Below are 26,087 nucleotides of genomic sequence, written 5' to 3' on the forward strand. Positions count from 1 at the left end.
CGAACAGGCCATAACAGGCTGCAACAGGCCACAAAGGACGAGGTAAGCGTTTCATGCTTTGGCAAATCAAGGATACCGAGGTCTACCTGCTGGGGGCCATCCACGTGCTGGATGCGCCGTTGCCGGCACTGGTGCCGGCCGCGGAGCGCGCCTACGGCGCTTCGGCGCGGGTGGTCTTCGAGGTGGCACTGGACCAGGCACCGGACTTCGCGCCGGCGTACTTCCCGCAAGGCGATGGCCTTAGCCGCCATCTGCAGCCGGCCACGCTTGCGCAGGTGCGGGCGCTTTGGCTGGATTTCGGCCTGCCCGGCCCGGAACTGGAGCGCCTGCGCCCCGTGTTCGCCGCGATGCATCTGCAGTTCGCGGTGGCCGCCAGGCACGGCATCCTGGCGCAGCATGGTGTCGATCGGTTCTTGTGGGCGCGCGCCGCTGTCGATGGGCTGGCAACGGATGCGCTGGAGGATGGCACCGAAGCGCTGCGGATGTTGCAGTGCGTGCCGCTGGCCGAGCAGGTATCGATGCTGGCATTCTTTGCCGAGCAGCCGGAACTGGCCGCAGCGGAGCCGGCGGATATGGTGCGCTGGTGGCGGCAAGGGCAGGCCGGGCCGTTTGGCGCGCTGCTAGCGCAGCGCCGCGCACAATGGCCGGACACGCTGGCGGTCCTGGTCGATGCACGCAACCGGCAGTGGATGCCGAAAATCCAGGCGCTGGTCGCGGATCGCGTACCAACCCTGATCGTGGCCGGTGCCCTGCACATGGTGGGCGATGCGGGGCTGCCGGCACTGCTTGCGGCCGCCGGGCTCGAACCGCTGCCCGAACCCTGGTGAAGCGAACGCCTATCTGTTGCTGCGCGCCTCAATCAGCGCGGGCAAAAGCTGGGCCAGTTGCGCCTTGCTGGCAGGATCCAGCGCCAGCCCGAAGCGATCTCGCAGCGCCTGGACAATGTCAGCCGGCGTTTCCAGTTGCTGGCGCTGCACGCTGCCATCGGCCGCGCGCACGGCAAAGTCCCCGTTGATCAGCGTCAGACGGGTGTCGCCTTGCGAGCGCGCCAGGGTCAGGGCGTTGCGGAACAGGCTGTCGGGATGGGTGGAGGTGTACCAGTTGCGCGGCTCGAAATCGATGGCCTGCTGCGGCGAAAGATCGAACTGGTAGAGCTTGAACCACGCGCTTGCGGCCTTGACCTCCAGGTCGTACACGTGAAAGGCCGCACCTGTCGTCTCCACGCAGGACAGGCGGTACGGGAACGACGGATCGGCTTGCTCCGCCTGCGGCAGCGGCATGGCCCGATACGGCGTAGGGCCGCCAAAGCCCACGTCCACGATATAGCTGTGATGCGCGGCCTCCACGCGCAGCAGCATGTGCGATTGCATGGTGGGCACGTCTTCCGGCACGTTCCAGCGCACCCGTGCAGCCAGCGGCGTGACCACGTAGCCGAGCGCACGCAGCGCGGCGGCAAGCAAGGTGTTTTGCTCGAAGCAGTAGCCGCCGCGCGCGTTGGCGACCAGCTTGTCGAACACCGCGTCCAGGCTGATCTTGATCGGGCGCTGCAGCAACACGTCGACGTTTTCAAAGGGAATCCGCGCCAGTTGCGCCGCGATCAGGCTGTCGAGCGTGGCGAGGTCCGGCTGGCTCGGCGGCGGGTGGCCGATGCGGCTGAGATAGGCTTGCAGGCGGGTGTCGTCTAGATAGGTCATGGCGATGGCTGTCTGGTTTGCGCTGCCAGCGCAGGCTCAAGGGATCGGGAAGGGCGGCGCTGTCAGGTCAGCGCCAGCAATGCCGGCAGGTCGAGCAACTCGATGTCGGCATAGTGCAGCCGCAACAGCCCGCGCGCTTCGAGTTCGCGCAGGGCTTGGTTGACGGTCTGGCGCGACAGCCCGAGCATCTGCCCGAGTTGTTCCTGCGGGATATGCACGGAGCGGCGCTCCAGCCCGGGCAGGTCGCCGTAGGCCTGGGCAATGGCCACCAGCCGGCGCCCGGTGCGCGCCAGCGGCGGCAGCAATTGCGCCTCTTCCACGTAATGAAAGGCCTCGCGCGTCTTGGCGGCAAGCAGCTTGCCGAACTCGCGCCACCATTCGGGGTGCTTCGACAGCATCGCGTAGAGCTTGTCGCGCTGCAGGTGCAGCACCGTGGCCGCGCTGGTGGCATGGGCGTCGTGCGTGCGCGCCAGGCCGTCGAACAGGCAAATCTCGCCAAACCAGCTGCCCGGCCCCAGCAGGCCGATCAAGGCGGCCTTGCCGGACTCGCTGTGGGTGTCGATCTGCACCGTGCCGGCAGTCACGCCGTAGATGCCGTCAAAGGCGTTGCCGCGGGTAAACAGCATCTGGCCGGCGGCCAGCTTGCGCGTGGCCGCGTCCCGCAGCAGGGTGTCTTGCATGGCCGACGGCAAGGCGCCAAACCAGCTCCCGCCGCGCAAGGCGTGCAGCGGATCCAGGGCCGGCTCCTGCTGGCCACGGGTTGCCAGGCGCATGATGGTCTCCTTGATCGATGCTCTTGCCGACTGTCAAAAACCGGACAGACGGGCTTTTTGCTGCCTATTAATATACGGCCACAACGTGTAGCCACAGTACGCGGCCGCAGTACGCGGCCACAAATACGCGGACAGAAATACGCGACGATAACGACGCCCCGGCAGGAGACCCTGTGAAGACACTGATCGATCACCTGGCTAACTATGCAGCCTATCACCGCGACGCGCGCAATGTGTTCAGCCATTTCATCGGCATTCCCATGATTGTGCTGGCTGTGACCACACTGCTGGCCCGCCCGGCCATGCCGCTTGACGCCGGTCCGGCGTACCTGACGCCAGCAATGGTCGTTTATGGCCTGTCTTGCCTGTTCTACCTGCGCCTGTCGGCGGGGTTCGGGCTGGCGATGACGGTGATCCTGGCTGGCTTCGTCTACGCCGGCGGCGCCATTGCCGCGCTGTCCACCGGCGCATGGCTGGCTTGGGGCATCGGCCTGTTCGTGGCGGGCTGGCTGATCCAGTTCGTCGGGCACTACTACGAAGGCCGCAAGCCTGCGTTTGTGGATGACCTGGCCGGGCTTCTGGTCGGGCCGCTCTTCCTGGTGGCCGAAGTGGCTTTCGCAATGGGCCTGGCGCGGGACACCCGCGAGGCCGTCAGCGCCCACGCGCATTGACCTTCGGCGCGCCCGGCAGCTAGTGTCCTGAATCCAAAATTCGTTGCATAAGTCTGCCGATAAAGCGTGTAATCCGTCGTCACGAATGCTCGCAAGGCTCCAGCCTTGCTGCGCTTCGTTCCTAGGCTTCCACGCCTTCTCGACAGACTTATTTCTGCAACGAATCTCCGACTCAGGACACTAGGCGCCGTGTTCCGCGCCTTGTGCCAGCAGCCAGTCGCGCAGTTGCAAGACCTTGTCGTCGGGAGGCAGGCCGCGCCGGTGGACGAAGTAATAGGCCTTGCGATTGTCGATCTGCGCCGGCAGCGTGGCTAGCGGCACCACCAGCCGGCCTTGCGCCAGTTCCTCGGTGATCAGGATGCGTGGAATCAGCGCCACGCCGATGCCGGCGGCTGCCGCCTGCGCCAGCATGGTGTAGAGGTCGTAGCGCGGGCCGCGCAAGGCCTGTGCCGGCAGCGCCGCGCCCGCGGCGGCGAGCCAGTCGCTCCAGGCGCGCAAGCGCGTGTTGAGGTGCAGCAGCGGCAATTCCAGCAACTGATCCAGGTCCAGGCGCTTGTGGCGCCCCAGCAGGGCGGGGCTGCACACCGGCACCGACGGGCCTTCTTGCAGGATCCGCTCGCCCTGCGTGCCCGGCCACAGCCCTTCGCCGTAATAGATGGCCGCGTCGAACGCGGTATCACTGAGCTCGAATGCCTCGGTGCGCGCCGAGAGATGCAGCGTGAGATCGGGCAGGGCGCGCGCCAGCAGCGGCAGGCGCGGGATCAGCCACTGGCTGGCAAAGGTGGGCCCGATGGCCAACTCGATGGCGCGCCCGCGCGGGCGCTGGGCCATCACATCCAGCGTCACCTGCTCGATCTGGTCGAGTCGTTCCCGCACTTCTTCGGCATAGGTCCCGCCAGCCGGCGTCAGCACGATGCGCTTGCGGATGCGGTGGAACAGCGGCACGCCAAGCCGCGCTTCCAGCCCTGCGATCTGCCTGCAAACCGCGCTCTCCGTCACCGCCAGCTCGTCGGCGGCGCGGGTAAAGCTGCCCAGGCGCGCCGCGGCCTCGAACATCTGGAGTGCCGTGAGGCTGGGTATGCCCTTGCGCATAGTGCGTTTTTGGAAGGAAGTTGGTGCGAAGTTATCAATTGTACGAACTCTGCCGCAGTCGCACAATAAGCCCCATCCGGAGGCCGTCGGCCCCCGCCATCCCCCGAAAACAAACACATTTCAGCGCATTGACCATGACGAAGCCGAATCTGCAACGCCTCCTCGAGACCGTTTGCGGCGAAACCCAAGCAGCCGAGTTGCTGCAATTGATGAATGTTTCCCCGCAATTGCTGTCTTCCACCAGCGAACAGGCGAGCCGCGCCGAAGTGGCGCAGGCGCTCAATATGGTGCTGTTCGCCGGCATTCTCGAGCGCGTGCCGACCGGCATGGCCTATACCCGCGACGTGATCCAGGCGGGTGGGCAAGTGGTGTTCGACCACGGCGCGCTGCGCACGGTGAAGTGGGATTGCGGCAGCCTGCCCTCGGGCGAGATCGCTTTCACCCGTATCCTGGGCCCGCTGGGCTACCGCCTCAACGGCACCTACCCGCTCGAGCGCATCGGCATGACCGGCCGCTCCTACGCGCATGCCGACCTGCCTGACGATATCGCCCAGTATTTCCTGAGCGAGTTGCATCCCGAGCGTTTCAGTGCCGATTTCCAGTCCGCCGTGTCGCGCGTGGTGTCGAAGTCCGTCGATCCGCTCGGCGACGAAGCCGTCGCGCAACTGGCTCTGCTGGAGCGCGATGCGAGCCTGCCGATGGCCGAGGCGGCGCGCCTGGTGCCGCAACTGGCAGCCTGCTTCGCCCGCCAACATGCCGAGCCGGCGCTGGCCGACTATGAGTTGCTGCTGAAGGAATCGGCCGAGATGGCCTGGATTTCCACCGAGGGCAACGCCTTCAACCACGCCACCGACCGCGTGGCGGATGTGCGCGCCGTGGCGGACGCGCAGCGCACCCTGGGCCGCCCGATCAAGGATTCGGTGGAAGTGTCGCGCTCCGGGCGGGTCCTGCAAACGGCATTCAAGGCCGATCCGGTGGAGCGCGGGTTTGTCGGCGCCGACGGCGTGGTGGTCAAGCGCAGCGTGCCAGGCTCGTTCTACGAATTCATCACGCGCGATTTCGTGCCCGCGACGGAGGCGGCTGGCGGCACGTTGGATCTGTCGTTCGATGCCGGCAATGCACAGGGCATCTTCAAGATGACGGCGGCCTGCTAACGCGGGCAATGCGGTAGCAGCGCGGTAGCAGGAGAAGGGTCGGCTCGTCCGGCCCTTTTTTTGGTTTACGGCTGGCCGGCCGGCAGGCGCAGGCAGGCCTGCAATCCGCCCAGTTCGCTGTGGCCCAACTCCAGGCCACCCTCATAAAGGGCCGCCATCTCGCTGACGATGGCCAGGCCCAGTCCGCTGCCGGCAGCGGACTCATCCAGCCGCCCATAGCGTGCCGTGGCCAGCTCGCGGGCTTCAGCCTGCATGCCCGGCCCGTCGTCTTCGACCGTGACCTCAAGCATGCCGCCGCGCTCCGCGAGCTTGACACGAACGCGCGAGCGCGCCCATTGGCAGGCGTTGTCGAGCAGGTTGCCGAGGATCTCGATCAGGTCCTGGCGGTCGCCGGCGAAGTGCCCGTTGCCTTCCACCTGGATATCGATCTCGCGCCCGCTGTGCAGGCGGGTCAGCGCGCGGGCCAGCTCGCCTGCCGCGGGGCCGGCGTCGATGCGCGCCCCGCGCGTGCTCGCCGCCCCTGCCGCCCGTGCGCGCGCCAGGTGGCGGTCCACCTGCCGGCGCATGGCCTCGACCTGGCTGGCGGCGGCGCGGGCCGCCTCGCCGGGCAGGCGCCCGGCTTCGTTGGCGAGGATGGCCAGGGGCGTCTTGACGGCGTGCGCGAGGTCGGCGGCCTGGCGCCGCGAGCGCTCCAGCGCATTGGCGTTACGCGCCAGCAAGGTATTGATCTCGGTAACCAGCGGCACCACCTCGGACGGCCACGCGCCTCCCAGGCGGCTCTCGCGGCGTGCCTGCAGGGTAGCGAGTGCCTGGCGCAGCCGCGCCAGCGGCGCGAGGCCAAACTTCACCTGGGCCGCCACCGCCAGCAGCAGGCCCGCGCCCAGCGCCGTGAGCGACCAGCCCAGCAGCCGGTTGAAGGCCTGGCGCGCCGCGCGCAGCTCGGTGCGATCCAGCGCCACCGACAGCATCACCGGCGTATCGGCCGACGCCAGCACGATGGGGCGCGACACCACCAGCAGCGATTGCCCGTTGGGCCCGGGCCGGATCTCGGCATGGCTGCCCGCTACCTTGTTGCCCACCGTGGCGGGCATCTCGGCGTCCCAGAGCGAGCGCGAGCGCAGCGTGGCGCCCGGTGCCTGCGCCTGCCAGTAGGCGCCAGAGTAGGGTAGTTCAAAGCGCGGGTCGGCCGGGGTTCGGGTCAGGGCGAGCTTGCCGTCAGGGCTCCAGTCCAGGGCGGCGGCTAGGCTGGTGAGCTGATTGTCAAGCTGGCGCACATAGGTATCGTTGACGTGGCGCGCGAACAGCGTGGAGAGCAGCCAGCCGGTGCCGCCGAGCGCGGCGGCCAGCCAGATGGCCGCGACCGCGAGCAGGCGGATGGCTAATGACTGGCGCATGGGTCAGTTGGCGGCGTTTGTGGAGGTTGCATGGGCTTCGGGAGACGCCGGCGGGCGCAGGCGGTAGCCCTGTCCGCGCACGGTTTCGATGACGTCCACGCCGAGTTTGCGCCGCAGCCGTCCGATGAAGACTTCGATGGTGTTGCTGTCGCGGTCGAAATCCTGCGCATAGATGTGCTCGGTCAGCACGGCCTTGCTGATGATCGCGCCCGGGTGGTGCATCAGGTAATCCAGCACCTTGAACTCATGGGCGGTCAGCACCACCGCGGCGCCGTCGACGGTCGCCACGCCCGTGCGCGCGTTCAGGCGCACCGGGCCGCAGGCCAGCTCGGGGGCGGACATGCCATGGGCGCGGCGGATCAGCGCGCGGATGCGGGCCAGCAACTCCTCCATGCGAAAGGGCTTGGCGAGGTAGTCGTCGGCCCCGGCATCGATGCCTTCCACCTTGTCGGTCCAGCTGTCGCGCGCGGTCAGGATCAGCACCGGCAGGTTCACCTGCGCCGCGCGCCAGCGGCGCAGCACGGAGAGCCCGTCGAGCCCGGGCAGGCCAAGGTCGAGCACCACGGCATCGTAGGGCTCTTCGGCGCCCAGGTGCCAGGCATCGATGCCGTGCGCGGCGGTATCGACCGCATACCCCGCGCTGACCAGGCTGGCGTGGATCTGGGCGGCCAGCACGGCCTCGTCTTCTACCAGGAGGATGCGCATGGGGGATCAGGGTTTCTTGCGGGCCTGCTCAAGATCGCGCCCCTTGGCTTTGAGCAGGGTGGCGGTCTTGGCGTCGTATTCGAGCTTGGCCACCGAGCCGCTTGCCAGCAGCAGCTTGACTTCGTACTGCCAGACGCCATCGTCACGGTCGAGCTTGACGCCGATCACATCACCCGTGTACTGCGCCGACACGGCCTCCAGGATGCGCGTGAGCGGCAGGATTTCGCCCGACTGGACGGCGGCGCGGGCACGGTCGGCGTCCTTGTCGGCATGGGCGGGCGCCGGGGCTGCCAGAAGCAGCAGAAGCAGCAGCAGCGGCAGCAGGGCGCGGGACAGGGATGAGGTGGCGGTGCGCAACGAAGGCAATGGCGTGAGCGAGCGGGGCAATACGGTTGAGAGCAAGCCTTGATGGAACCAAGCAGTCTGCCGTGCCTTGCCTGAACGCAAGCTGAATGGCGCGCTCAGCATGGGTTCAGGCAGGGATCACAACAATGGGCGCCATTGCATTGATCGTCATCGTCACAGTTTTCCAGGAGTCTGGCCATGCAAGGCGTGCGCATCCCGAATGATAGCCCTTCCGAAATCCACCGCCGCGCCACGCGCGACGGGTTTGCGCTGGCCGCGGCGGTGATCGTCGTCCTGCTGGGTGTTGTGTCCCTGTTCTGGGCGCAGGTCGACGCGCGGGCCGTGCTGCACGAATGGAAGCACATGGACAGCAGCCTGTCCATGATCGTGCTCGGGGCACTGATGCTCGGGCCGCTGCTGGCCTTCGGGCTGGACGACTGAAGCTGGCGCCTGCAACCCTCGGCGGGTTTTCCATGTATGGACATGCTCCTGCGCCTGGTCCTACACTCGACTCACAATAAACGCACGACCGTTCTTATTTATGCTGTCCGCGCATGGCCGACCATGCGTCACGGACATGACCGGCACAGTGCGATCCCTCAGGGTCAATCCAAAAAGGAGACATGGCATGGAATCGAAGAACGTCCCGCTGGTAGCCGAGTTGTTGCGCGATGCACCGAAGAACTGGGGCAAATGGGGGCCGGATGACGAGGTCGGGTCGCTGAACTATCTCACCCAGGCGGAGGCGCTGCGCGGCGTGGCTTCCGTGCGCTCCGGCAAGACCTTCACCCTGCAGATCCAGATGGGAAACCCCGCCGGCGATCCGGTCTGGCCCGGGCGTTCGCAGGCGCGCCGCCTCAACGTGATGGACAAGGGCCACTACCTTTGCGGCAAGGGCCCGAAGTTCCCCGGCGAGGCTGAGTACGCCGACGACATGATGATCATGTACCTGCAGGGCTCGACCCAGTACGACGCCCTGGGCCATGTCTGGTACGGCGATCAGCTATGGAATGGCTACGATGCCAAATCCACCATCGGCGGCCTGGAAAAAGCCAGCATCCTGCCGATCGCGGAGCGTGGCGTGGTCGGGCGCGGCGTGCTGATCGACATGGCGCGCCACCGCGGCAAGGACGTGCTCGCCCCGGGCGAGACCTTCACCCATCTCGACTTGCTCGCCGCCGCCGAGATGCAGGGCGTGCGCATCGAGAAGCACGACATCCTGGTGATCCGCACCGGCTGGATCGGCTCCTTCTACAAGCGCGACCAGGCTGAGTTTTATCGTGAGTTCGTCGAGCCGGGCCTGACCTATAGCCCGGAACTGGTCGAGTGGTTCCATCGCATGGAGATCCCCAATCTCGTCACCGACACGATTGCCAACGAGGTGACGGTGGACCCGGTCTCGGGCGTGGCCTTGCCGCTGCACAATGCGCTGATGCGCAACCTGGGCATCACCCTGACCGAGATCGCCCAACTGGACCCGCTCGCCGCGGACTGCGCGGACGATCAGCAGTGGACCTTCCTCTATACGGCGGCGCCGCTCAAGGTAGTGAACGGCAGTGGCGCGCCGGTCAACCCGGTGGTCATCAAGTAAGCCAGGCAAAAAGCCTGCCCTCGGCGCCGTCCGGTGGAGAAGCCTCCATGGCTTCTTGCGCTGTGCGGCGCCAGCTTCGTTTCGACCAAGCGCTATGCTTGACACTACCCGCCGTGCCTATCGAGGTGCCTCATGACGCCCTATGAAGAGAAGCCCTGGCTCTCCAGCTACAACGCCGGCCAGCCGCACACCATCACCCCGCAATTTACCGACGCACTGTCCATCTTCCGGGCCGCCGCGGACCGCGCGCCGGCCAGTCCGGCAATCCACTACTTCGACGCCACGCTCAGCTATGCCGAGGTGGATGCGCTCTCCGATGCGCTGGCGGTAGCGCTATCATCGCGCGGCTGCATGCGCGGCGAGCGGATTGCGCTGTACCTGCAGAACGTGCCGCAGTTCGTCATCGGGCTGGTTGCCGCGTGGAAGCTCGGCGCCATCGCGGTGCCGGTCAACCCGATGAACCGCGCACGCGAACTGCGCCTGGTGCTGGCCGACTCCGGCGCGAAGGTACTGATCTGCCACGAATCGCTCTATGCCGATGTGGTGAGCGGGCTGTACGACGCCGAGCGGAGCGGCCAGGGCGACGCCGCCGCGCCTCTGGCGCTGCCTGCGGTGATCACCACGTCCGAGCTGGATTTCCAGACGCGTGCCGATCCGCGCCTGTTTGCCGCGACCAGGCGCCAGCCCGCCGAGGGTGTGCCTGATCTGCTGACGCTGGTGCAAGAGTACCTGGGCCAGAGGCCAGCGCCGGTCCAGCTCGCGGCGGACGATATCGCGATGCTGGTGTACACCTCCGGCACCACCGGCGTGCCCAAGGGCGCGATGAACACCCACGGCAATGTTGCTTTCAATGCGCAGGTGTACCGCGACTGGATCGGCTTGGCGGAGGGCGGCCCGATCCTGGGCGTGGCGCCGCTGTTCCATATCACCGGACTGGTGGGCCACGTGGCTGCGGCGTTCATCTGCGCCGCGCCGCTGGTGCTGGCCTGCCGTTTCGAGCCGGGCGTGATCCTGGAGGCCATCCGCGACCGCCGGGTTGAGTTCACCATCGGCTCGATCACAGTCTTCATCGCGCTGATGAACCATCCCGAGGCGACGCGCGCGCATTTCGCCACGCTGGGCAAGATCTACTCGGGCGGCGCACCGATCCCGCCAAGCGTGGTGGAGCAGTTCCGCGCCAAGTTTGGGCACTATATCCACAACGGCTACGGCCTGACCGAGACCAATTCGCCCACCCACGTGGTGCCGCTGGGCCGGGAGGCGCCGGTGGATCCGGCCTCCGGCACGCTGGCGATCGGCGTGCCAGCCTTCAATGTCGACGCCTTCATCGGCGACGATGCGGGCGCGCCAGTGCCGGTGGGCGAGGTCGGCGAGATCATTTCGCGCGGACCGATGATCGTGCCGGGCTACTGGAACAAGCCGGAAGAGACGGCAAAAGCCATGGCGGGCGGCTATTTCCACACCGGCGATGTTGGTTTCATGGACGCGCAAGGCTGGTTCTACCTCGTCGACCGCAAGAAGGACATGATCGTCGCCGCTGGCTACAAGGTCTGGCCGCGCGAGGTGGAAGACGTCTTGTATACGCATCCCGCGGTGCGCGAGGCGGCCGTGGTGGGCATCCCCGACGCTTATCGCGGCGAGACAGTGAAGGCCGTGGTCAGCCTGAAACCGCAAGCCAGCGTCACGCCGGAAGCGCTGCTGGCCTGGTGCAAGGAGCGCATGGCGGCTTATAAATACCCGCGCGTGGTGGAGATCATCGACGAGTTGCCGAAGACGGTCACGGGCAAGATCTTGCGGCGCGAGCTGCGTGGCTGAGGGTGCCGCGCGCGCAGGAAGGCGGCTGGAATCCTCGGCGCGCGCGCGGCATCCGGCGTGGCAAAAAAGACGAAATCACGCGTTTACCCCTTGTATATAGAGTCCGCGGACGCATCCACTGCTGCGTCCGCGCGACACAACGGCAGCCCGCGCGAGACAAAACCTCAAAAAACCCCGGGGAAAACCCCGGTTTTTACACTCGCACACACGAAAACCCCTTGACGTCCCGTTGTTTCCGCTATGATTCAGTCGATGCCGCACGCCGATAGTCGATCGACGAAGCGTCGAGCGACATCGGATGCCACATCCCGTGCGACATCATTCTGTTCAACTCATATTTATCGATATGGCGACCAAAGCGAATCCGACCGCGAAGACTGCAACCAAGACCGCTGCCAAGAAGGCACCGGCAACCAAAGCCGCTCCCGTAAAGGCTGCTGCCAAGAAGGCCGCGCCGGCCAAGAAGGCTGCTCCGGCTGCCGCGGTGACCCCGCGCCCGCTGAAGGACACCTTCAACAAGTCGAGCCTGGTCGCTCACCTGGTAGCACAGACCCAGCTGGACGCCAAGGCCGTGAAGACGGTGCTGGCCCATCTGGAAAACACCATCGTCAGCGCGCTGCACAAGAAGGGCGCCGGCGAATTCACGCTGCCCGGCCTGATGAAGGTCACGGCTCAGCAAGTACCGGCCAAGAAGAAGCGCTTCGGCAAGGACCCGTTCTCCGGTGAAGAGCGTTGGTTCCCGGCCAAGCCGGCCAGCGTCAAGGTCAAGGTACGCCCGCTGAAGAAGCTGAAGGACGCAGCTGCCGCCTGATAGGGGCCCTGTTTCCAGCTTGAAAAGGAGCCGCTAGCCGGCTCCTTTTTTGTATCCGGCGAACGTGTACGTATTTCGCGCGTAGTTCCCGCCGTCGTTCCAGCTTTCCCGCATTCCCGCTGTTTTGGTAGTTTCCGCAGTTCCTCAGCCGGCCGCCAATGAAGCCGGCGCACTATTCCGGGAGATCGTCATGCCTAGCATCCAGTGCCGCCTGTGGCGGCTTGCCTTGCGCCTGGTCCGGCGCAAACAGCGTTTTTCCAGCGCGCAGGCGCTGCATGAGGAAATTCGCCGCCGCCGCAAGATCGGCCGCGCGAATCCCACGGCGCGCTTGCTGGCGCGTCATGCGGTGAGCATGGAACCTGTGGCCGGCGTCGAGGTCTACACCGTGCGCCCGCGGGGCAACGACAGCGGCCGGCAAATCCTCTATCTCCATGGCGGCGGCTACGTCTTCGATATCGTCAGCCAGCACTGGGACTTCATCGGCAAGCTGGTGGACGCGCTTGGCGCGACGGTGACCGTGCCGATCTATCCGCTGGCGCCCGAGCATACCCATCGTGAAGTCTTTGCAGGACTGCTGCCACTCTACGACCAGTTGGTCCGCGGCAATCCGCCCGCCAGCCTGACCGTCATGGGCGACTCCGCCGGCGGCGGCATCGCGCTTGCGCTGGCGCAAGTGGCCCGGGATACCGGGCGCGCGCTGCCTGGCCGCCTGGTCTTGCTGTCGCCGTTCCTGGATGCCACCGGCAGCAACCCGGGCATCGATGCGCTTGAACCGCTTGACCCGATGTTGTCGAAGCTCGGCGGCATCGAGTGCGGGCGCGTCTATGCCGGCGGCGATCCCGTCACGCTTGCGCAGGTCAGCCCCATCCACGGCAGCCTGCGCGGCTTGCCTCCGGTGACGCTCTTCATCGGCACCCACGACGTCCTGCTGCCGGACTGCCGCGCTTATCGCGCGCTTGCGCAGGAGCAGGGCTTGCCGCTGCGCTATTACGAATATGAGGGCATGTTCCACGTGTGGATGCTGTTGCCAATGCCGGAATCCAATGCGGCCTTCGCGCAGATCGTCGCCGCGGTGGAGGCCGATGAAGCCCCGCAGCGGCCACCGGAGGTGCGCGCTGGGCAGGGCGCTGCAACCGGGTATCAGCCGATGTAACAAGGAACGGCGATAATCGTGGGGTTGCCGGCCGGGTGCCGGCCTAAAGTAGTTAGGGAGTCCCCATGCTTTCTCGTCGTTACGGCGCGGTCTGGCTGACCGCGCTCGCCTTGCTGGTCCTTGCGGCACTTGCCGCCGGTCACCGGCTTTCCCCGGCATGGCTGGCTGTGCCCGTTGCGCTGCTGCTGGTTGGCTTGCATGACATCGGCCAGTCGCGCCACTCCATCCTGCGCAACTATCCGATCTGGGGCCACCTGCGCTTCTTCTTCGAGTTCATCCGCCCGGAGATCCGCCAGTATTTCATCGAGGACGACACCAACGAGATGCCGTTCTCGCGCCAGCAGCGCAGCCTGGTCTACCAGCGTGCCAAGAACGAGGTCGACAGCCGGCCCTTCGGCACCGAGATCGATGTGCGCCTGGCGGGCCACGAGTGGATCAGCCATTCGCTTGCGCCAACCCGCATCCCCTCCGCTGACTTTCGCATTACCGTCGGCGAGGGCCGTGCCCAGCCTTACTCGCTGTCGATCTTCAACGTCTCGGCCATGAGCTTTGGCGCGTTGTCCGGCAATGCGATCCGCTCGCTCAACCGCGGCGCCAAGCTCGGCGGCTTTATTCACGATACTGGCGAGGGGTCCATCTCGCCGTATCACCGTGCGGAAGGCGGCGACCTGATCTGGGAGGTAGCCTCCGGCTACTTCGGCTGCCGCCGCCCGGATGGCGGCTTCGATCCCGACAAGTTCGCCGAGCAGGCGCGCTCGCCGCAGGTCAAGATGATCGAGGTCAAGCTCTCGCAAGGCGCCAAGCCTGGCCACGGCGGCGTGCTGCCGGCGGCCAAGGTGACGCCGGAGATTGCCGCCACGCGCGGCATCGGCATGGGCGAGGATTGCATCTCGCCGGCCACGCACAGCGAGTTCTCCACGCCGCTGGGCCTGCTGCAGTTTGTCGACCGGCTGCGCACGCTGTCGGGCGGCAAGCCCACTGGCTTCAAGCTATGCATCGGGCACCCCTGGGAGTTCTTCGGCATCGTCAAGGCCATGCTGGAATCCGGCATCCTGCCGGACTTCATCGTGGTGGATGGCGCCGAAGGCGGCACCGGCGCAGCGCCGCTGGAGTTCGTCGACCATATCGGCGTACCGCTGCAGGAAGGGCTGCTGCTGGTGCACAACACGCTGGTGGGCGTGAACCTGCGCGACAAGATCCGCGTTGGCGCGAGTGGCAAGATCATCACCGCCTTTGACGTGGCGCGTACGCTGGCCACCGGCGCCGACTGGTGCAACTCGGCGCGCGGCTTCATGTTCGCGCTCGGGTGCGTGCAGGCGCAGAAGTGCCATACCGACCGCTGCCCCGTGGGCGTGGCCACGCAGGATCCGGTGCGCCAGCGCGCCATCGTGGTGCCTGACAAGGCGGATCGCGTAGCCAGCTTCCACCGCCAGACGCTGCACGCGCTGCTGGAAATCCTGCAGGCAGCCGGCCTGAATCATCCTGGCGATCTCAAACCGCACCATATCGTGCGGCGCATCTCGCCCAACGAAGTGCGGCTGATGTCCGAGCTGCTCAAGTTCCTCACGCCGGGGGACCTGATCAATGGGAATTTCCGCTACCAGTTGTACGAGAAATACTGGCCGCTGGCGCGTTCCGACAGTTTCTCGTTGTAAAGCGCTGCGCTAGCGCGCGGCGTGCGGCGCCGGCAGGCGGGCGCGCCCGTGCTGCCGGAATGCGCTGGGCGTCTGCCCGACATGCTTCGCAAAGAAGCGCGCGAAATACGCGGCATCCGCAAAGCCCAGCGTCGAGGCGATCTGCTTGATGTCGAGGTCGCTATAAAGCAGGTCGCGCTGCGCTTCCACGATCAGGCGCGAATGGATCAGCTGCAGCGCGCTCCTGCCGGCAAGCTGCTGGCAGATCCGGTTGAGCTGGGTGGGCGAGATACCAAGCGTGTCGGCGTAGCCGGCCAGATCCTGGTGATTCCGAAAACGCGCCTCCACCAGTTGCTGGAACTGCTGGAAGTGGCGCGCGGTCCTGCCCGCCGGCTGCGCCCCGGTTGCACCCGCGCCGCAAGCGCGCCGCGCAATGCCCACCAGCAACAAGGACAGCAGCGCCGACAAGGCAGCACCGCGCCACAGCGATACCGCGTTCATCTCCGCACGGAACAGTTCCAGCGCCCCGGCAAGCACGGTGGCGTCATCGCGCTCGCCGCCGGCCGGGCCGCCAAACGGGTCATGGTAGGGCCGCTCGAACAGCGGTAGCGCATCCGGCACGCCAGCCAGCAACGTGCGCAGGTAGTGGTCGGTCATGGTAATGACGATGCCATCCACGTCCGGCGTAAACCGAAAGCCGTGCACGCAACGCGGCGGCACCGTCACCACGGTGCGCGAGCCTAAGGGGTACTCGCGGTCGTCGAGCAGCGCGCGGCCGCCGCCCTGGTGCACGTAGAGGATCTGGAAAAAACGCTCGTGGCGATGCGGCTTGATTTCCCAGTCGTTGATGCCGCTGCGCTCCGGGATCGACTCGAAATGCAGCTGTTCCAGCAGGGGCTCATTGGAGTTGACCCCATAGAGGGAGTAGGTCGGGACGGTTTTCATGGGGCGGGGGCGGACACCTGGGTGGCAATTGTCCCGCCAGGGGGGCGGATCTGTCCATCGGTGCCGCCGCTTGCCACGGCAGCGCACCGACGGCCACCGATGGCCGCCGGAGGCTATTGACGGCTATAGACGGCTATTGATCCGCCTTGGCGCCCGACTTGCGCACGATCTCGGCCCACTTTTTGCCCTCTGCAGCGGTGTAGCGCGCGAACTCCGCGGGGGAAGAACCCACCGGTTCGGCGCCCATGTCGGCGTACTGGCGTTGTACATCGGGCTGGCGCAGTGCTTGCGCGGCGTGGGCCGCCAGCTTCTCCACGATCGGGGCCGGCGTGCCGCGCGGCGCCCACAAGCCGTACCAGGTGCTGATATTGAAACCGGGCAAGCCGGACTCCGCCACCGTGGGCACGTCCGGCAGGGCGCGCGCGCGCCTGAGCGTGGTGACGGCCACGGCGCGCAGCTTGCCAGCCTTGATGAATGGCATGGCCGATGGCATGGAATCGAACATCAACTGGATCTGGCCGCCCATCAGGTCGGTCAGCGCGGGCGAGCTGCCCTTGTATGGCACGTGCTGCATCGAGACATTGGCGGCGAACTTGAACGATTCGCCCGCCAGTTGCTGGGCCGACGCATTGCCGGCCGAGCCGAAGTTGATGCTGCCGCCCTTGGCCTTGGCATACGCGATCAGGTCCTGCACGGTCTTGACCGGCGAATCGTTGTTGACCACCAGCACCAGCGGCACATCGGCCAGTTGCGTGACGGGCACAAAATCGCGGAAGGCGTCGTAGCGCATCTTGGGATAGATGCTCGGGTTGATCACATGCAGCGAGGCATTGGCCAGGATGGTGTAGCCATCGGGCGCGGCCTTGGCGACCATTTCCGCGCCGATCATGCCGCTCGCGCCAGGCTTGTTGTCGATCACCACCGTCTGGCCAAGCGTGTCGCCCATCTTGACGGCCACCACGCGCGCCAGCAGGTCCGTGGGGCCGCCCGGCGGGTAAGGCAGCACCATGCGGATCGGGCGCTGCGGAAATTCATCGGCGGCACGGGCGGGCGCCGTGCCTAGGGCGGCGAGGGCGGCGGTTGCCAACGTTGCCAGCAGGGCAAGGCGCAATGCGGATCGGCGATACTTGGTGTGCTGTGTACTGTGTTGCGTGTTCAGGACCCGGAATCGGCTTGGCATGATGAGTTGGTCTCCTTGATTTTTATCGCGACTTTGCCGATGACCTGCCTGGCTTCCAGCGCGTCCAGCGCCTCGGCCAGCCCGGTCATCGGGTACACCTTCGACACGGTCGGTCGGATCTTTCCTTCGCTGGCCCACCCGCACAATGTCTTCATGACGGCCTGCAATGCGTGGGCATGCTGTGCCCGCTCGTTGGCGGGCGTCCAGCCGATGTAGCGGCCTACGAAGAATCCATGCAGCGTCAGGTTCTTGACCAGCAGCAGGTTCAGCGGCGCTTGCGGGATACGGCCGCTGGCAAAGCCGACGCTGAGAATCCGCGCGTTGGCGGCCGCCGCGCGCAGCGCCTGGTCGAACAGGTCGCCGCCAACCGGGTCCACCACCACATCGGCACCACGCCCCCCGCTCACGCGCTTGACGGCGGCGGCCAGGTCTTCCGGTGCGAGCGCATGTCGGGCACCGCGCTGCAGTGCCTGCGCGCGTTTCGATTCGGTACTGGCGCAGGCAATCACCTGCGCGCCCAGCTGGTGGGCGATTTCCACGGCGGCCAGGCCCACGCCGGCGCCGGCGCCAAGCACCAGCACGGTGTCGCCGGGCTGCACGGCGCAGCGCCACACCAGGCCGCAGTAAGCGGTGCCGTAGGAGAGCGGGATCGGCAGGGCCTGCAGCGCGTCGAGCGTATCGGGAATGGGGTAGACGGTGTATTCCGGCAGCGTGACTTCTTCGGCAAAGCAGCCCCAGTCGGCTATGGCAGCCACGCGGTCGCCAGGGCGCAGGCGGGTTACGGCTGCGCCGCAAGCCACCACCCGGCCGACCGCCTCGGTGCCGGGCACGAACGGCAACGGCGGCTTGGTCTGATAGCGACCCGCCACCATCAGGCCTGTAGCGTGGCTTACGCTTGCGTACTCCACGGCCAGCGTGACGGCATGCGGATCCGCCAGTGCCGGGCGCGGGATGCTTGCAAGGCGGACGTCTTGCGCCTTGCCGAAATGCTCGCAGAGCAGGGCCCGCATCATGCCGTGGCTCCCGTGGTGGCGTTGCCCGCCAGGGGGCTGGCCTGTCTGATCACGCCGGTCTCCAGCAAGTGCGCGAGCTTGTCCGGGGTGACACCGTACTCACGCAGCACGGCTTCCGTGTGTTCTCCGACACGCGGCGCGGCGGTGGCTGCCCGCCGCATGCCCTTGGCGGGAATGCCGGCAAACGGCAGGGCACCCAGCCCAGCCTGCTCGACCGTCTGGAAGGTTTCCTGCAGCGCCGCTAGCGGGTGGTCGAGCACTTGCTGGTAGTTGCGCACCGGCGCATGAAGGATGTCGTGCGCTTGCAGGATGCTGAGCCAGTGCGCCGTGCTTTTGCTGGCAAGCACCGCCGCCACGGCGTCCTGCAGCCAGGCCGCGTGCGCCATGCGGCTGGCGTTGTCCGTGAAGCGCGCATCTTGCGCCCAGCCAGGGCGATCCAGCGCGCGGCAGAGCCTGCCGAATTGCGCGTTGTTGAGCGCCAGCAAGGTGAGGCTGCCATCGCTGGTGGCAAAGACACCGTTTGGCGCGCTCACCGGTCCGGCGGCCACAGCGCCCTGGATGGCGTACTCAAGGATGTTGTTGGCCTGCAGCGCCACGCAGGCGTCGAACAGGCTGAGTTCGACATGCGCGCCGGCGCCGCTGCGAAAGCGCCTGCACAAGGCGGCGGCAGCGGCCTGCGCCGCGTACAGGCCGGTGGCCGCGTCCGCCAGCAGCATGCCGATGCGCCGCGGCGTGCCGTCCGCCATGCGGTTGGTGTGCATGAGGCCGCTGTCAGCCTGCATCACGGAGTCCGAGGCTGGGTGGTCGGCATAGGGGCCGTCCGCACCGTAGCCGCTGATGGACACGTAGACCAGCGCCGGGTTGCGCGCGGACAGCGCGGCGTAGCCAACGCCAAGACGCTCGGCAACCTGCGGCCGGAAGTTCTGCACCACGATATCCGCCCGCAGCGCGAGGTCGAACAACAACGCCTTGCCGGCGTCGGTGGCGGCATCGATGCAGACGCCGCGTTTGCCCGCGTTGTATGCGATCGACAGGGCACTGTGCTCGCCACGCACCACGCCAACATGCCGGCCCCAGTCGCCGGCGGGCGGATCGACCTTGATGACGTCGGCGCCTTGCTGCCAGAGGATATGCGCGCAGTAGGGGCCCGCAATGCCCTGGCTGATATCCAGGATGCGCAGGCCAGCGAAGGGCAGGCCTGCGTCGGGCTCGGATGCGGGGGTGGGGGTGTGGGTGGGATACGGAGCGGGCGTGGATTGCGGGTCGGTCAGAGCCATCGGCGGGATCGGAGAGTCGTAAGGTGGCGTCGAATGGCTTATGCTAGGGCGTGCCCCTGGCCGTGACAATCCGCTGATCTGTGCCATCCGTGTTGACTGATGATTGACAATAACCCTGGCTTCGACCTGAATCTGATCCGCCTCTTTGTCTTGCTGGTGGAATCCAAGACGCTAACGGCGGCCGCCGCGCGCGGCGGCATGACCCGCTCCAATGTGTCTCGCCGGCTCAAGGCGCTGGAGCAGCATATGGGCGCGCAACTGATGCGGCGCACCACCCGCCATGTGGAACTGACCGAGGCCGGGCGACTGCTGTATGCGCACGGCGTGCGCATGCTGGACGAGCTGCAGGCGGCGGGCACCTCCATCGACAGCCTGGGCCAGACCGTGCGCGGCGATGTGCGGATCCGCCTGCCCACAGGGCTCGGGCATCTCTACCTGGCGCAGGTATTGCTCGAGTTCGCGCGGCAATACCCGGCCATCTCCCTGCGCGTGCTGATCAATGACTATATCGGCGACCTGATCTCCGCCGAGGTGGATGTGGCATTGAAAATCACCTCACTGCCGCCGGAGGATCACGTGGCGCGCAAGATCTGCGCGGTAGGCTGGTGCCTGTGCGCATCGCCCGCGTTCCTGGCGGCGCACGGGCCGGTCAGCCGCGCGGAGGATCTTGCCCACTGCGACCTGATCGCGCCGGCGTCGCTGGGCCGGCGCTTCGATCTCAGGCTGAAGCTGGGCGGCACGCCGCTGATCCTGCGGGTCGCCCCGCGCATCCAGTCCGGCGACTATCCCTTTCTGTTCGAGTCGATGATGGTGGGACTCGGCGTTGCCTTGCTGCCGCGCTATGCCGTGTGGCAACAGATCGGGCGCGGCGAAGTGGTGGAGGTGCTGCCCGAGTACGAGCCCGAAGGCGTGGGCGACAGCATTTACATGCTGACCGCGCCGAACCGGTTTCCCACGCTGGCCACCCGCACGCTGATGGATTTCATCCGGGCGCGGCTGGAGAGCCAGGCGGGGAACTGGGGCGGATGAAACTGTGGCAGCCCACTGTGATCCAGACCGTCATACGTCGCACCTCGCGCATGGCAGCGAGGGCAGCGTGGCGGGCGATGGCTTGCCGTATGCAGCTTGCATTGGCTTTGCAGCATGGCTGCTACTCGCACGCCATCGCTGCCGCTTGCTCGGCGGCGGAGCGTCCTGGCGTTGTGTCTCCACGGTGTTCAGTACACGCCGTTAATTGGAGGGCTTCGTTCCGGCTTCGGCTACGGCCGCGTCGGCCGGCCTGTTCCACCATCCGCCTCCCAGCGCCTGGCACAAACCAGCCGTATCGCCAAAACGCGTGGCCTGCGCTTGTACCAGGGCAATCGCCGTCTGCTGATATGCCTGTTCCGCGGTCAGCAGGGCCAGATGGTTGACGTAGTCCAGTTCCTGCTGTTTGCGTGTGAGCTCGAGCGAAGTCTTGCTGGCACCTCGATACCTGCGGCAGAACCGTACTTGAACTGCCCCCGCATGATTTCGAGGGAGCGGGTATTGGCGCTGATGATGCGTTTGACGGCGGCGATCTGGTCCCGCACTGACGCCTCCTGGATCGCGGCGGCGACCACGTTGGATGCAAGCGTGATATAGGCTGCCTCGAGCTGGAACCGCTGGGCGTCCGTTTGTACCTGGAGCAATTCCACCGCGCGCCGGTTGCCGCCGAAGACGTCTGGCACGAAGCCGGCGTGCGGGGTTGCGACGACTCGCGCGGCTGTCCAATCCGGTGCCAGCGCTGCGACCCATCCGCACTCGCCTGTCGCAGGTGTCCGTGTTGTTTCTCTTGCTGGTGGTCGGTGTCGGGATGTTCAGCATTGATCGGCTTAGCAATTTCCACAGCGTATCGACGCAGAGCAGTGCGCTTCGCGATCCACGGCCAGAGTACCTACGTCTGGCAGCGCAAGCCGGCATTCAACGCGCCCTAGCCGGGCGACAACAGCCTCGGCGCCGGGCGGGACAAGAGCTACTCGTGGACGGCAACGCTGGATCTCGGCGTGCGGCTGTGGAAAGGTGCCGAATTCCATTTCAACCCCGAAGTTGTGCAAGGTGTTGCGTTTTCGGGGCTGCCCGCGCCCGCGCTTGTGCGCGTCGGATCGACGATTGACGATCGACTATCCGTTCCCCTTACTGCGGTCCCAGCTTCTTGATCAGTGCATCCAGCATCGCCAGTTCCTGCTCGTCCAGATCCGTCAGCGGCGCGCGGACCGGACCGGCGTCATGCCCGACCAGCTTGGCGCCGGCCTTGACGATGCTCACCGCGTAGCCTGCGCGGCGGTTGCGGATGTCCAGGTACGGCAGGAAGAACTCGTCGATCAGGCGGTTGGTGGTGGCGTGGTCGTCGGCGGCAATCGCGCGGTAGAAGTCCATCGCCGTCTTGGGGATGAAGTTGAACACAGCCGACGAGTACACGGGCACGCCCAGCGCCTTGTAGGCGGCGGCATAGACTTCCGCGGTGGGCAGGCCGCCCAGGTAGGACAGGCGGTCGCCCAGCTTGCGGCGGATGCGGACCATGCCCTCGATCTCGCCCACGCCGTCCTTGAAGCCGATCAGGTTGGGGCAGCGGTCGGCCAGGCGCTCGAGCATGTCCGCGTTGATGCGGGAATTGCCGCGGTTGTACACGATCACGCCGATGTGCACCGACTTGCAGACTTCTTCGATATGGTTGGCAATGCCGTCCTGGCAGGCTTCGGTCAGGTAGTGCGGCAGCAGCAGGATGCCCTTGGCGCCCAGGCGCTGGGCTTCCTTGGCGTAGGCGATGGCCATGCGGGTCGGGCCGCCGGCGCCGGCCAGGATAGGCACCTTGCCCGCGCAGGTTTCCACGGCGGTGCGGATCACGTTGGCGTAGTCGTCCGGCGTGAGCGAGAAGAACTCACCGGTGCCACCGGCGGCGAACAGGGCGGTAGCGCCGTAGGGGGCCAGCCATTCCAGGCGCTCTACATAGGTCTCGGGGCGGAAGTTGCCTTGCGCGTCGAAGTCGGTCACGGGGAAGGAGAGCAGGCCTTCCGAGACGATCTGCTTGAGTTCTTGTGGTGTGGTCATGATGGCTGGTCCTGATACCCGCAAGGGCGGTGTTGGTTCAGTGGCTCTTGTGCATGACTTTCGTCTGCGCAATTTCGAGATACGTCATCGTACAACTAGAGATTTGAATCCGCAAGTACTTTTGTTTCGGGAAAGGGCTTCGAGCTTTGGCTTTGCCAGCATCCGTCAATATGAAGAGACAGGGCAGGCGGGTTAAAGCGTTGAAGCTGCCCGGTCACGGAATGGAACGCGTATGGCAGAATCTCGTGAATCCGCCTTGAAAGCTGTCCGAAAGCTTTGGGCGAGGCTTCTTCCAGTCGGTGCGCCTGGACCAACAGCGCCGTTGCAACGGCTAACGCACCTCGCCAAAGCCGTTGCGCTGGAGCTAGGGTAAACACGCAATGTTGTCGACGAAACCGGATGCTTATAATCCAAGTTATACGATGACATATCACGTAGCCGGCCAAGCATGCGAGATGGCTGCAAGCCGTACGACGTAAGGCGGCCTCCATCTCCAATCTGGCTCGTGCAGGAGACAGCATGAATCTCAGCAATACCATCAGCGTGGCCGGCGAGGCCACCCGTCGCAGCCATGTCCGTTACTGGATCCTGCTGATGATCTTCGTGGTGACAACGGTGAACTATGCCGACCGCGCCACGCTTTCCATCACCGGTCCGGCGATGCGCTCGGAGTTCGGCTTCGATGCCGTGCAGATGGGCTTTATCTTCTCGGCCTTCAGCTGGGCCTATGTGATGGCGCAGATCCCGGGCGGCTGGCTGCTGGACCGCTTTGGCGCGCGCCGCATCTATGCCTGCAGCATTTTCCTGTGGTCGCTCTTTACCCTGCTGCAGGGCTTTATCGGCGTATTCGCCACGGTCGGCGCGGCCGTGACCACGCTGTTCGTGCTGCGTTTTGTCGTGGGCCTGGCCGAGTCGCCGGCGTTCCCGGCCAATGCCAAGGTCGTGGCCAGCTGGTTTCCCACGGCCGAGCGCGGCACGGCCTCGGCCATCTTCAATTCCGCGCAGTATTTTGCCGCGGTGCTGTTTACGCCCCTGATGGCCTGGCTGACCCACGCGCTGGGCTGGCACCACGTCTATCTATGGATGGGCGCGCTGGGCATGGTGCTGGCCGGCCTCTGGCTCAAGGTGGTGCGTAGCCCGACGACCCATCCGGGCGTGAATCGCGCCGAGCTTGACTACATCAAGCAGGGCGGCGGCCTGATCGAGATGAGCGGGGACGCTGGCAAGAAGGACAAGGAAGCCCCCGGCACGCGCTGGTTCTATGTGCGCCAGCTGCTCTCCAACCGGATGCTGCTCGGCGTGTACCTGGGCCAGTACTGCATCAACGTGCTGACCTACTTCTTCCTGACGTGGTTTCCCGTCTACCTGGTACAGGCTCGCGGCATGTCGATCCTGAAGGCGGGATTTGTCGCATCGCTGCCGGCGATCTGCGGGTTCCTGGGCGGTGTGCTGGGCGGCGTGATTTCCGATGGGTTCCTGCGCCGCGGCTACTCGCTGACGGTGGCCCGCAAGGTGCCGATCGTCGCTGGCATGCTGCTGTCGGTCAGCATGATTGCGTGCAACTACGTGGATAGCGAATGGCTGGTGGTGGGCTTCATGGCACTGGCCTTCTTCGGCAAGGGCATCGGCGCGCTGGGCTGGGCCGTGGTGGCGGATACCGCACCGAAGGAAGTGATTGGGCTGGCCGGCAGCATCTTTAACATGTTCGGAAATATCGCGGGCATCGTCACGCCGATCGTGATCGGATATATCCTTGGCACCACCGGTTCCTTCAATGGCGCGCTGGTCTTTGTCGGCGCCAACGCGCTGGTGACGGTGATCAGCTACCTGGTGATCGTCAAGGAAATCAAGCGCGTCGAGCTCAAGCATCCCTGAAATCCCTGAATTCCGTGGCGCCTGCGGCGCAGGTGCCGCCCCGGCGCAGCGGCCAAGTGTTTCGCAAGGAAAATAAGACATGTCGGTGATCGATATCAAAGTAGAGCAGCCAGGCGGCTCGCACCCGGCTGCGCAGGTGCAGGGCACTGCGCTGTACATCCGCATCCACGAGCTGGATAACGTGGCGATCGTCGCCAACGATGGCGGCCTGCCCGAGGGCACGGTATTTCCCTGCGGCCTGACGCTGCGCGAGCGGGTGCCCCAGGGCCACAAGGTGGCGCTGGTAGACCTGGCGGCTGGCGATGCCGTGGTGCGCTACAACGTGGTGATCGGCTACGCGCTGCGCGACCTGCCCAAGGGCAGCTGGATCAACGAGCGCGTGATCGAGATGCCGGTCGCGCCCGGGCTGGACAACCTGCCGGTCGGCACGCGCGTGGCGGAACCGCTGCCGCCGCTGGAAGGCTATAGCTTCGAGGGCTTTCGTAACCCAGACGGCTCGGTCGGCACCCGCAACATCCTCGCCATCACCACCACCGTGCAGTGCGTGTCGGGCGTGGTGGAGCACGCGGTGCGGCGCATCAAGGCCGAGCTGCTGCCGCAGTATCCCAATGTCGACGACGTGGTGGGGCTGGAGCACACCTACGGCTGCGGCGTGGCCATCGATGCGCCGGACGCCATCGTGCCGATCCGCACGCTGCGCAATATCGCGCTGAACCCGAATTTCGGCGGCACCGCGATGATGGTGAGCCTGGGTTGCGAGAAGCTGCAGCCGGAGCGCCTGCTGCCGGCCGGCAGCCTGCCCGGCGGCCTGGATGTTGGCGTGGTGTGCCTGCAGGACGACGAGCACGTCGGCTTCGAGAGCATGATCGATGCCATCATGGCAATGGCGCGTACCCACCTGGCCAAGCTGGACCAGCGCCGCCGCGAAACCTGCCCGGCTTCGGAGCTGGTGGTGGGCGTGCAGTGCGGCGGCAGCGATGCATTTTCGGGTGTGACCGCCAATCCCGCCGTGGGCTTTGCCACCGACCTGCTGGTGCGCGCGGGCGCCACCGTGATGTTCTCGGAAGTCACTGAAGTGCGCGATGGCATCGACCAGCTCACTGCGCGCGCCGCCACGCCGGAAGTGGCGCAGGCCATGATCCGCGAGATGGACTGGTACGACCGCTACCTGGAAAAGGGCCGCGTCGACCGCAGCGCCAACACCACGCCCGGCAACAAGAAGGGCGGCTTGTCCAATATCGTCGAAAAGGCCATGGGCTCGATCGTCAAGTCGGGCAGCACGGCCATCACCGGCGTGCTCTCCCCCGGCGAGAAGCTCAAGCAAAAGGGCCTGATCTACGCGGCCACGCCTGCCAGCGACTTTATCTGCGGCACCCTGCAGCTGGCCGCCGGCATGAACCTGCACGTGTTCACCACCGGCCGCGGCACGCCGTACGGCCTGGCCGAAGTGCCGGTGATCAAGGTGGCAACGCGCAGCGATCTGGCTCGCCGCTGGCACGACCTGATGGACGTGAATGCGGGCCGCATCGCCACCGGCGAGGCCACCATCGAGGATGTGGGCTGGGAGTTGTTCCGGTTGATGCTGGATGTGGCGAGCGGGCGCAAGAAGACTTGGGCCGAGCACCATAAGCTGCATAATTCGCTGGTGCTGTTCAACCCGGCGCCGGTGACCTGACCCAATAGCCCGGCCAGCGCGGCCGAGAAGGTGTCAGAAGGAAAGAAACGATGCGGCGATAAGCGGCAGGGACCCGTGTCCCTGCCGCTTTACATTCGCCGGGGGCCAACCTTAAATGAGGAAGGATTCGGCCCTTCTCCTGGCTACCACGCCTGCTGCCTTCCCCCCTTCAGTTCGCCATGCCATCCTCTCCCCGACATGACGCCGGAGACGGGTCAAGC

General features: G+C 66.1%; 24 protein-coding genes and 2 pseudogenes. 14 read left to right on the top strand and 12 right to left on the bottom strand.

Going from position 1 to position 26,087, the window contains the following annotated elements:
• Positions 1-53 precede the first annotated feature (53 nt).
• Positions 54-827, top strand: coding sequence for a TraB/GumN family protein (locus ACX12D_RS24745; protein WP_459376099.1), 774 nt, complete (start codon positions 54-56; stop codon positions 825-827).
• A gap of 9 nt (positions 828-836) precedes the next feature.
• On the opposite strand, the gene ACX12D_RS24750 is transcribed toward ACX12D_RS24745, so the two are convergent.
• Positions 837-1,694, bottom strand: a complete 858-nt coding sequence (locus tag ACX12D_RS24750) for an arylamine N-acetyltransferase family protein (RefSeq protein WP_459376101.1) — start codon at positions 1,692-1,694, stop codon at positions 837-839.
• A gap of 62 nt (positions 1,695-1,756) precedes the next feature.
• Positions 1,757-2,467, bottom strand: a complete 711-nt coding sequence (locus tag ACX12D_RS24755) for a Crp/Fnr family transcriptional regulator (protein ID WP_459376102.1) — start codon at positions 2,465-2,467, stop codon at positions 1,757-1,759.
• A gap of 173 nt (positions 2,468-2,640) precedes the next feature.
• Here ACX12D_RS24755 and ACX12D_RS24760 point away from each other — a divergent pair, with 173 nt between their 5' ends.
• Positions 2,641-3,138: an Mpo1 family 2-hydroxy fatty acid dioxygenase gene (locus tag ACX12D_RS24760; RefSeq protein WP_174427143.1), complete on the top strand. Its 498-nt coding sequence runs from the start codon at positions 2,641-2,643 to the stop codon at positions 3,136-3,138.
• A gap of 180 nt (positions 3,139-3,318) precedes the next feature.
• On the opposite strand, the gene ACX12D_RS24765 is transcribed toward ACX12D_RS24760, so the two are convergent.
• Positions 3,319-4,230 (bottom strand): LysR substrate-binding domain-containing protein, encoded by a 912-nt coding sequence (locus tag ACX12D_RS24765; RefSeq protein WP_459376103.1) that lies wholly within the window; start codon positions 4,228-4,230, stop codon positions 3,319-3,321.
• 134 nt (positions 4,231-4,364) lie between these two features.
• Between ACX12D_RS24765 and ACX12D_RS24770 the strand changes: the two genes are divergently transcribed.
• The gene (locus tag ACX12D_RS24770) at positions 4,365-5,384 is read left to right on the top strand and encodes a 2-oxoadipate dioxygenase/decarboxylase family protein (RefSeq protein WP_459376105.1); all 1,020 of its coding nucleotides are present in this window, start codon (positions 4,365-4,367) and stop codon (positions 5,382-5,384) included.
• Between the two features lie 65 nt (positions 5,385-5,449).
• On the opposite strand, the gene ACX12D_RS24775 is transcribed toward ACX12D_RS24770, so the two are convergent.
• Genes ACX12D_RS24775 through ACX12D_RS24785 form a run of 3 tightly spaced genes read right to left on the bottom strand, consistent with a single transcriptional unit; the run spans position 5,450 to position 7,885 of the window.
• Complete coding sequence (locus ACX12D_RS24775; protein ID WP_459376107.1) at positions 5,450-6,778, bottom strand: sensor histidine kinase; 1,329 nt, start codon at positions 6,776-6,778, stop codon at positions 5,450-5,452.
• Positions 6,779-6,781: 3 nt separating this feature from the next.
• A complete protein-coding gene (locus ACX12D_RS24780; protein ID WP_459376108.1) occupies positions 6,782-7,483 on the bottom strand; it encodes a response regulator in 702 nt (233 codons plus the stop codon).
• Between the two features lie 6 nt (positions 7,484-7,489).
• On the bottom strand, positions 7,490-7,885 hold the full coding sequence (locus ACX12D_RS24785) for a PepSY domain-containing protein (protein WP_459376109.1): 396 nt from the start codon (positions 7,883-7,885) through the stop codon (positions 7,490-7,492).
• A gap of 141 nt (positions 7,886-8,026) precedes the next feature.
• Here ACX12D_RS24785 and ACX12D_RS24790 point away from each other — a divergent pair, with 141 nt between their 5' ends.
• The 6 genes and pseudogenes from ACX12D_RS24790 (at position 8,027) to ACX12D_RS24815 (ending at position 14,853) form a co-directional block, all read left to right on the top strand.
• The gene (locus ACX12D_RS24790; protein WP_459376110.1) at positions 8,027-8,269 is read left to right on the top strand and encodes a hypothetical protein; all 243 of its coding nucleotides are present in this window, start codon (positions 8,027-8,029) and stop codon (positions 8,267-8,269) included.
• Positions 8,270-8,456: 187 nt separating this feature from the next.
• The gene (locus ACX12D_RS24795) at positions 8,457-9,419 is read left to right on the top strand and encodes a cyclase family protein (RefSeq protein ID WP_459376111.1); all 963 of its coding nucleotides are present in this window, start codon (positions 8,457-8,459) and stop codon (positions 9,417-9,419) included.
• 132 nt (positions 9,420-9,551) lie between these two features.
• Entirely contained in the window at positions 9,552-11,234 is a 1,683-nt protein-coding gene (locus tag ACX12D_RS24800) for a class I adenylate-forming enzyme family protein (protein ID WP_459376112.1), read from the top strand.
• A 346-nt stretch (positions 11,235-11,580) separates the two neighbouring features.
• Positions 11,581-12,045 (top strand): HU family DNA-binding protein, encoded by a 465-nt coding sequence (locus ACX12D_RS24805; protein WP_150984488.1) that lies wholly within the window; start codon positions 11,581-11,583, stop codon positions 12,043-12,045.
• A 352-nt stretch (positions 12,046-12,397) separates the two neighbouring features.
• Positions 12,398-13,006: pseudogene (locus ACX12D_RS24810) on the top strand (alpha/beta hydrolase fold domain-containing protein); the annotation flags it as partial.
• Positions 13,007-13,263: 257 nt separating this feature from the next.
• On the top strand, positions 13,264-14,853 hold the full coding sequence (locus tag ACX12D_RS24815; RefSeq protein WP_459376113.1) for an FMN-binding glutamate synthase family protein: 1,590 nt from the start codon (positions 13,264-13,266) through the stop codon (positions 14,851-14,853).
• 9 nt (positions 14,854-14,862) lie between these two features.
• On the opposite strand, the gene ACX12D_RS24820 is transcribed toward ACX12D_RS24815, so the two are convergent.
• The 4 genes from ACX12D_RS24820 to ACX12D_RS24835 all read right to left on the bottom strand — a co-directional run bounded on the left by ACX12D_RS24820 (position 14,863) and on the right by ACX12D_RS24835 (position 19,247).
• Positions 14,863-15,777 (bottom strand): helix-turn-helix domain-containing protein, encoded by a 915-nt coding sequence (locus tag ACX12D_RS24820; RefSeq protein WP_441638940.1) that lies wholly within the window; start codon positions 15,775-15,777, stop codon positions 14,863-14,865.
• A 133-nt stretch (positions 15,778-15,910) separates the two neighbouring features.
• Positions 15,911-16,957: a tripartite tricarboxylate transporter substrate binding protein gene (locus ACX12D_RS24825; RefSeq protein WP_459376115.1), complete on the bottom strand. Its 1,047-nt coding sequence runs from the start codon at positions 16,955-16,957 to the stop codon at positions 15,911-15,913.
• A complete protein-coding gene (locus ACX12D_RS24830) occupies positions 16,933-17,967 on the bottom strand; it encodes an NADPH:quinone oxidoreductase family protein (RefSeq protein ID WP_459376510.1) in 1,035 nt (344 codons plus the stop codon). Before ACX12D_RS24830 ends, ACX12D_RS24825 begins: the two co-directional genes overlap by 25 nt.
• Positions 17,967-19,247, bottom strand: a complete 1,281-nt coding sequence (locus ACX12D_RS24835) for a CaiB/BaiF CoA transferase family protein (protein ID WP_459376116.1) — start codon at positions 19,245-19,247, stop codon at positions 17,967-17,969. The genes ACX12D_RS24830 and ACX12D_RS24835 overlap by 1 nt, the downstream gene beginning before the upstream one ends.
• Positions 19,248-19,346: 99 nt before the next feature.
• Between ACX12D_RS24835 and ACX12D_RS24840 the strand changes: the two genes are divergently transcribed.
• Complete coding sequence (locus ACX12D_RS24840; protein WP_459376117.1) at positions 19,347-20,276, top strand: LysR family transcriptional regulator; 930 nt, start codon at positions 19,347-19,349, stop codon at positions 20,274-20,276.
• A gap of 362 nt (positions 20,277-20,638) precedes the next feature.
• Here ACX12D_RS24840 and ACX12D_RS24845 read toward each other — a convergent pair whose 3' ends face one another.
• The gene (locus ACX12D_RS24845; protein WP_459376118.1) at positions 20,639-20,956 is read right to left on the bottom strand and encodes a hypothetical protein; all 318 of its coding nucleotides are present in this window, start codon (positions 20,954-20,956) and stop codon (positions 20,639-20,641) included.
• 135 nt (positions 20,957-21,091) lie between these two features.
• Between ACX12D_RS24845 and ACX12D_RS24850 the strand changes: the two are divergent.
• Positions 21,092-21,343, top strand: a pseudogene (locus tag ACX12D_RS24850) (hypothetical protein); the annotation flags it as partial.
• Positions 21,344-21,401: 58 nt separating this feature from the next.
• On the opposite strand, the gene kdgD reads toward ACX12D_RS24850, so the two are convergent.
• On the bottom strand, positions 21,402-22,316 hold the full coding sequence (gene kdgD / locus ACX12D_RS24855; RefSeq protein WP_006160033.1) for a 5-dehydro-4-deoxyglucarate dehydratase: 915 nt from the start codon (positions 22,314-22,316) through the stop codon (positions 21,402-21,404).
• Here kdgD and ACX12D_RS24860 point away from each other — a divergent pair.
• From ACX12D_RS24860 to garD, 3 genes are all read left to right on the top strand, one after another.
• Complete coding sequence (locus tag ACX12D_RS24860; protein WP_459376119.1) at positions 22,315-22,512, top strand: hypothetical protein; 198 nt, start codon at positions 22,315-22,317, stop codon at positions 22,510-22,512. The two genes, kdgD and ACX12D_RS24860, sit on opposite strands and share 2 nt — an antisense overlap.
• A gap of 323 nt (positions 22,513-22,835) precedes the next feature.
• On the top strand, positions 22,836-24,191 hold the full coding sequence (locus ACX12D_RS24865; protein WP_441638949.1) for an MFS transporter: 1,356 nt from the start codon (positions 22,836-22,838) through the stop codon (positions 24,189-24,191).
• A 79-nt stretch (positions 24,192-24,270) separates the two neighbouring features.
• Entirely contained in the window at positions 24,271-25,866 is a 1,596-nt protein-coding gene (garD, locus tag ACX12D_RS24870; protein WP_459376120.1) for a galactarate dehydratase, read from the top strand.
• The last annotated feature ends 221 nt before the right edge of the window (positions 25,867-26,087 follow it).

It is taken from the genome of Cupriavidus sp. PET2-C1 (genome assembly GCF_054515855.1).

Coding starts and splice junctions, on each gene's coding strand:
- ACX12D_RS24745 (WP_459376099.1), top strand. CDS start 54: ATGCTTTGGCAAATCAAGGATACCGAGGTCTACCTGCTGGGGGCCATC.
- ACX12D_RS24750 (WP_459376101.1), bottom strand. CDS start 1,694: ATGACCTATCTAGACGACACCCGCCTGCAAGCCTATCTCAGCCGCATC.
- ACX12D_RS24755 (WP_459376102.1), bottom strand. CDS start 2,467: ATGCGCCTGGCAACCCGTGGCCAGCAGGAGCCGGCCCTGGATCCGCTG.
- ACX12D_RS24765 (WP_459376103.1), bottom strand. CDS start 4,230: ATGCGCAAGGGCATACCCAGCCTCACGGCACTCCAGATGTTCGAGGCC.
- ACX12D_RS24770 (WP_459376105.1), top strand. CDS start 4,365: ATGACGAAGCCGAATCTGCAACGCCTCCTCGAGACCGTTTGCGGCGAA.
- ACX12D_RS24775 (WP_459376107.1), bottom strand. CDS start 6,778: ATGCGCCAGTCATTAGCCATCCGCCTGCTCGCGGTCGCGGCCATCTGG.
- ACX12D_RS24780 (WP_459376108.1), bottom strand. CDS start 7,483: ATGCGCATCCTCCTGGTAGAAGACGAGGCCGTGCTGGCCGCCCAGATC.
- ACX12D_RS24790 (WP_459376110.1), top strand. CDS start 8,027: ATGCAAGGCGTGCGCATCCCGAATGATAGCCCTTCCGAAATCCACCGC.
- ACX12D_RS24795 (WP_459376111.1), top strand. CDS start 8,457: ATGGAATCGAAGAACGTCCCGCTGGTAGCCGAGTTGTTGCGCGATGCA.
- ACX12D_RS24800 (WP_459376112.1), top strand. CDS start 9,552: ATGACGCCCTATGAAGAGAAGCCCTGGCTCTCCAGCTACAACGCCGGC.
- ACX12D_RS24805 (WP_150984488.1), top strand. CDS start 11,581: ATGGCGACCAAAGCGAATCCGACCGCGAAGACTGCAACCAAGACCGCT.
- ACX12D_RS24815 (WP_459376113.1), top strand. CDS start 13,264: ATGCTTTCTCGTCGTTACGGCGCGGTCTGGCTGACCGCGCTCGCCTTG.
- ACX12D_RS24820 (WP_441638940.1), bottom strand. CDS start 15,777: ATGAAAACCGTCCCGACCTACTCCCTCTATGGGGTCAACTCCAATGAG.
- ACX12D_RS24825 (WP_459376115.1), bottom strand. CDS start 16,957: ATGCCAAGCCGATTCCGGGTCCTGAACACGCAACACAGTACACAGCAC.
- ACX12D_RS24830 (WP_459376510.1), bottom strand. CDS start 17,967: ATGCGGGCCCTGCTCTGCGAGCATTTCGGCAAGGCGCAAGACGTCCGC.
- ACX12D_RS24835 (WP_459376116.1), bottom strand. CDS start 19,247: ATGGCTCTGACCGACCCGCAATCCACGCCCGCTCCGTATCCCACCCAC.
- ACX12D_RS24840 (WP_459376117.1), top strand. CDS start 19,347: ATGATTGACAATAACCCTGGCTTCGACCTGAATCTGATCCGCCTCTTT.
- ACX12D_RS24860 (WP_459376119.1), top strand. CDS start 22,315: ATGATGGCTGGTCCTGATACCCGCAAGGGCGGTGTTGGTTCAGTGGCT.
- kdgD (WP_006160033.1), bottom strand. CDS start 22,316: ATGACCACACCACAAGAACTCAAGCAGATCGTCTCGGAAGGCCTGCTC.
- ACX12D_RS24865 (WP_441638949.1), top strand. CDS start 22,836: ATGAATCTCAGCAATACCATCAGCGTGGCCGGCGAGGCCACCCGTCGC.
- garD (WP_459376120.1), top strand. CDS start 24,271: ATGTCGGTGATCGATATCAAAGTAGAGCAGCCAGGCGGCTCGCACCCG.